We start from the raw sequence: 5,148 nt of genomic DNA, 5'->3' as shown, positions 1-5,148 counted from the left end.
TTTAGTATTATATAGCACCTCGAAATACGCAAACTGAATTAGCGATCGCTCTTTGGGAAAAACTTTTTGGTTTACTGATTGGGTATTTTAGAAAAATAAGTGCAAAAAATTATACTGAAAGTTGTAAAAATGTTAGAAGAAGGGTTATAAGATTAATACATCAGTTATCAACCTCATGCACCCAATCTTAGATCGGATGTTTGTTGTCTAAGAAAGCGTTAAGCATCTACCAGTCAATTCAGGGACTTCCAAAAAATAAATTATCCAAAATTATTTGTACGTTTGTAGGAGTGCAAAGCCTTGTGCTTCTAAGATGGGATGTTTTTTTACTGGAAGTTCCTAACTATGGGACTCATCACTCTGTTAATAAAACATGGGACTCACAATTGGTCTGGTAAACACCTATTCAACTTTAAATATTGGTGATGCTGCAATTTATAGTGCCCTGACTGCTTTAGCATCTGAGGCCAAAGTTGTAGCACAATTTCAAGATGCCCAACCGGAGTACATACCCGGCTTGCAGATTTTGCCTAAGATTGGGCGTTGTGATGCCTATATCAGTGTAGGCGGCGATATTTTCAATAATGCTCGTGAAGGTTTGATTACAAAAGCCTTCATTCGGAATTTGCTGGAGTTAAAGCGATCGCCTCGTCAAACAATTCTTTTTGGGCAATCAATTCCGCGATCGTGTCACGGCTTCAGTTTTGAGGCTCTGGCCTATTGTTTACGACGGTTGGCTGCCGTCTGTGTTCGGGATGTGGAAAGTCACAAACGCTTAACTCAAGCGGGAGTCAAAGCAATTCTTTCCTTTGATACAGCTTTCAGTCTCTCAGTCAGTTCTCAAGGACAAGCAGAGGCAAAACAGGTATTCCAGGCTTTAGAAATCATCCCAGAGAAAGCAGCATTAATTTCGCTGCGAGCCTTTGATTCGATGTATAGCCATGATAATCAGCAATTTCAACGTCAATTGGTTAACTTGTGCCGCCAGCTATTAGAACGTCAATATCAACCTGTATTGCTGATTCAATCCCAAGCTTATGGTGCAGATAATGATTTAGCAGTAGCAGAAGAAATTTTTCAGCAAGTACCACAACTGAAGATATTTAATCCCTTTACGGTGAGCAGTAACTTGGCTAAATGGGAATTGGTAATGGGCGCACTAAGTATTTCTGCTGTGATTGTCGCCATCCGTTATCACACAGCCGTCTTAGCCTTAGCCAGTGGAAAAATTCCCTTTAATCTCTACTACTCCAACAAAGGCCAAGACTTAAGCCAACGACTGGGAATCCCTGGATGCAGTTTAGAGCAGTTTGATGTGGATGCTTATATAGATGCGATCGCTCGTACCTCTGAGCAAACATTTGATCATGCTGCAATTCGGACTCAGGTGCAGCAAAACTTTAATGAATGCTTACAACAAATAAAAGGATAATTTCATGAATAGCTTACGTCTAGCTTTGGTTAGCAACTTTCGTGCTGAAGCTTCTCCCAGTATGCTAGTTTGCGGAGATCGTCTCTACGATTCTCTCTGTGCAGAGCATCCCCATTTAGCAACTACCCGTATTCAACCAAACTATACTTATCGATTGCGGCAGTTACCTCGCCTGGGTAAAATGCGCCTTGCCTTAGAGACTGACAAAATGTTGAACCGTTTTTGGGATTATCCGCGACATCTCAAATCCCAAGTTTCTCAGTTTGATATTTTCCACATCTGCGATCAGAGCTATGCCTCACTGGTGCATATATTACCCCCAGAACGCACAGGAGTATTCTGTCATGATTTAGATGTCTTTCGCTCCATCTTACAACCGGACAAATACCCGCGATCGCTCCGTTATAACACCATGCAGCGCTATGTTTTGAACGGTTTTCGTAACGCTGCGGTGGTATTTTACACAACTCAATCTGTTCGGGATGAAATTCTCCACTATCAACTTATCAGCCCCGATAAGCTAGTTCAAGTTCCTCTGGGAATTGCCCCCGAATTTTCTCCTGGTGATGCCAACTCTAAGATGGCAATCCACATCCAGCAGGAGATTGGAAATCGTCCTTTTCTCTTGAATATCAGTGGCAATCTCAAACGCAAACGGTTAGATGTTTTACTAGAAACCTATGCCCGCCTACGGTATCATCACCCAGAATTACTGTTGGTCAGGGTCAGCCCAGAATGGGAACCCGATATGCAAGCGCGAATTGACCGATTGGGAATTCGTCATGGTATCCGATTGTTCTCACAATTAGAGCAGAAGGATCTAGTAGAACTTTATCGGCAAGCAGCAATAGTACTAATGACCAGCGAAGCTGAAGGCTTTGGAATGCCGTTGATTGAAGCCTTAGCCTGTGGCAGCGTAGCTGTAGTTAGCGATATTCCCGTGCTGCGGGAAGTAGGGAGTAATGCTGCTGTGTACTGTCCTGTTGGCAACCCGGATGCCTGGGCTAACACCATCAGCCATTTGCTAAATCACCTAGAAGCCGCACCAGAATTATCCCTGCGTTTACGGCAAGTCAAAAAATATACTTGGTCAGCCCACGCCAAGATCATTGCCCAAACCTATCAAGAACGCATTCTATCCCAGGCTGCAACTCAACAACCACTACAGGCTTTTGCCTCATGAAAGTGCTGCATATACTTAGTTCTCATGGCATGGGATGGACTGGTGGGATTCGCGCCACCCTTGCCAGCCTAGCGCAGACACGGTTGGCATCTTGGGTAGAGTTTCAGTTAGTGACTCAAGATCAGGCCAAAGCTACTCTCAAAACTTGGCAACCTGATTTACTCGTAATACATCGAGCCTCATCTTGGAAGGGCATTCCAGAGTTATTAACCTTGAAGGCGAAAGCTCGGATTCTGGTAGAGCATCACTACAGCGCGGGGTTTGAACAGCATCAAGTTCCATCATCTTGGCGGTTTCGCGCCATGTTGCGCCTGAACTATAGGCTAATGGATCGGGTGGTGTCTATCTCCCAAGGACAACAACAGTGGATGCAGTCTGATCGATTAGTTGCATCTGAAAAGGTGCGGTTAATTTGCTCCAGCCGAAATTTAGATCCGTTTTTTCAAGTACCCGCAAAGGCGGAGCCTGAAGGACTGTTTACCTTAGCAGCTTATGGACGTTTTACCCATCAAAAAGGGTTCGATCGCTTGATTGAAGCAGTACAATTGTTGCCTATTGGTTCTGTACAGTTGCTCTTAGGAGGGCAGGGGCCGAACGAACAAAACCTCAAGGCTTTGGCTCAAAATCATCCTCATATCCACTTTCTCGGAAAAATTGATGATGTACCTGAGTTTCTAAGCCGTTGTGATGCTGTTGTTATACCTTCACGCTGGGAACCTTGGGGTAATGTTTGTTTAGAAGCTCGTGCGGCAGCTAGACCAGTATTAGTGAGTGATATTGATGGTCTGACTGAACAGGCAAAGAATTGTGGTATTGAGTTTAAGCCAGATAGTTGCCAAAACTTGACAGATGGAATTTGGCAAATGATTAATGCCTCCCCTGAACAACGGCAATCGTGGGGACAACAAGGCAGATTAAGCGCGATACACGCCTGGGATGATTATGTGAATGCTTGGGAACAGGTATTGAGGGAGTTTAAATGAACTGGATACAAACTTTACAGAAACGTCTGTTCCAAGACCGCTTTATTCGTAACATTGGCTGGATGGGGGCGGCGGAATTGGTGATCCGAGTGTTTAGACTCGTCACCACCGTAATTCTAGCTCGGTTTCTCAGTGCCGAAGACTATGGACTCGCAGCCATTGTATTAATGACTAACGAATTTATTCGCGTTTTTACCCGCAATGGTATTGCAGACAAAATAGTTCAAGCGGATGCTTCAGATATTGAGGAATTGTGCCGTACTGCTTACGGGTTGAACTGGTTGATTGCTGGTGTTTTATTTACCGTTCAATGTCTAGCATCATTAGCGATCGCTCAATTCTACAATAATTCCCATCTCATCCTCCCGATCTGTTTAATCGCCATCACTTACTTAGTTTATCCCCTAGCGATGGTGCAAACAGCCTTAATCAGAAGGGAAAATCGCCTCAACATACTGGCCTTAATCACTTCGGTGCAAGTATCCACCGATAACGTTTTGACGGCGATCTTTGCCCTATCGGGAATGGGAATGTGGGCGATCATTTTACCTAAGTTTTTGGTAGCTCCCATCTGGATTATTCTCACGTTTAAATATCAACCTTGGCGGATGACTCAATCTTTTACTTTCGCTAAGGGCAGACAAATTACCTCTTTTGCCTCCCGCGTTCTGGGAATTGAGTTACTCACCATCTTTCGGGAAAATGTGGATTATCTATTGATTGGTCGATTTCTAGGTGTTCAAGCTTTGGGAGTATATTATTTTGCATTTAATGCCGGATTAGGACTGAGCTTGAGTGTAATAAATGCTATCAGAGTATCATTATTCTCTGACCTATGTGATCTCAACTCTCAGGTAACATTGTTTGCCGATCGATATATGCAAAGTCTACGTAAAATAGCCTTAATGATCGTGCCATTAGTAGTATTGCAATCTAGTTTAGCCCCCTTCTACGTTCCTTTAATATTTGGGCATAAATGGGTTGAACAGGGAGCCGTCTCTATCTTGATTGTCATTTGTTGCTCGGCTTTATCTCGTCCCTTTGCCGATGCAGCTTCCTTAATGTTCCGCGCTTTTGGTCAACCGCAAATCGAATTGCGCTGGAATCTCCTGTTTACTGGGTTTCTGGCAATCGCAATTTGGCTAGGAACCCAATGGGGTATTTTAGGAGCTGCTGTCGCAGTTATGGTAACTCACCTAACTTTGCAACCTCTGTATACTATCTGGGCTACTCGGCAGATTTTACCAAAATTTTTACAAGAGTTGAAGGGGTGAGCAACACGAGCATAATGGTATCGGCGATCATTCCCGCTTACAACGCTGCTAAATTTTTACCAGCAGCGATCGCTTCTGTGCAACAGCAAACCTTTTCTGATTGGGAATTACTGATAATTAATGATGGTTCTACGGATGACACCGTGGAGATTGTCACAGAACATCAAAAAAAGAGCGATGTAGGCGATCGCATCCATCTCAATACTGCTCGGTTAAGGAGAAATAGAGGGTAAAACAAAGAAAATAGTGTTCGCGGATGATTGACGCGAATAAAAT

At 43.7% G+C, this 5,148-nt stretch carries 4 protein-coding genes and 1 pseudogene; all 5 read left to right on the top strand.

The window, feature by feature from the left end; translation table 11 throughout:
- Positions 1–373 precede the first annotated feature (373 nt).
- Positions 374–1,432, top strand: coding sequence for a polysaccharide pyruvyl transferase family protein (locus GNF10_RS35005; RefSeq protein ID WP_185582125.1), 1,059 nt, complete (start codon positions 374–376; stop codon positions 1,430–1,432).
- A 4-nt stretch (positions 1,433–1,436) separates the two neighbouring features.
- Positions 1,437–2,615 (top strand): glycosyltransferase, encoded by a 1,179-nt coding sequence (locus GNF10_RS35000; RefSeq protein WP_185582126.1) that lies wholly within the window; start codon positions 1,437–1,439, stop codon positions 2,613–2,615.
- The gene (locus tag GNF10_RS34995; RefSeq protein ID WP_185582127.1) at positions 2,612–3,598 is read left to right on the top strand and encodes a glycosyltransferase family 4 protein; all 987 of its coding nucleotides are present in this window, start codon (positions 2,612–2,614) and stop codon (positions 3,596–3,598) included. The genes GNF10_RS35000 and GNF10_RS34995 overlap by 4 nt, the downstream gene beginning before the upstream one ends.
- Positions 3,595–4,872 carry a lipopolysaccharide biosynthesis protein gene (locus tag GNF10_RS34990; protein WP_185582128.1) on the top strand — a complete coding sequence of 426 codons (1,278 nt, stop codon included), beginning with the start codon at positions 3,595–3,597 and terminating at the stop codon, positions 4,870–4,872. Before GNF10_RS34995 ends, GNF10_RS34990 begins: the two co-directional genes overlap by 4 nt.
- 14 nt (positions 4,873–4,886) lie before the next feature.
- Positions 4,887–5,051: pseudogene (locus GNF10_RS34985) on the top strand (glycosyltransferase family 2 protein); the annotation flags it as partial.
- Between the last annotated feature and the right edge of the window lie 97 nt (positions 5,052–5,148).

Source organism: Nostoc sp. UCD121, from assembly GCF_014222285.1.
Lineage (GTDB): Bacteria > Cyanobacteriota > Cyanobacteriia > Cyanobacteriales > Nostocaceae > Nostoc.
Note: the sequence above shows the minus strand (reverse complement) of the source record. Positions and strands in the feature narration are given on the sequence as shown.

Excerpts from the sequence above, each read along its gene's own strand:
- GNF10_RS35005 (WP_185582125.1), top strand. The coding sequence starts at position 374 with ATGGGACTCACAATTGGTCTGGTAAACACCTATTCAACTTTAAATATT.
- GNF10_RS34990 (WP_185582128.1), top strand. The coding sequence starts at position 3,595 with ATGAACTGGATACAAACTTTACAGAAACGTCTGTTCCAAGACCGCTTT.
- GNF10_RS35000 (WP_185582126.1), top strand. The coding sequence starts at position 1,437 with ATGAATAGCTTACGTCTAGCTTTGGTTAGCAACTTTCGTGCTGAAGCT.
- GNF10_RS34995 (WP_185582127.1), top strand. The coding sequence starts at position 2,612 with ATGAAAGTGCTGCATATACTTAGTTCTCATGGCATGGGATGGACTGGT.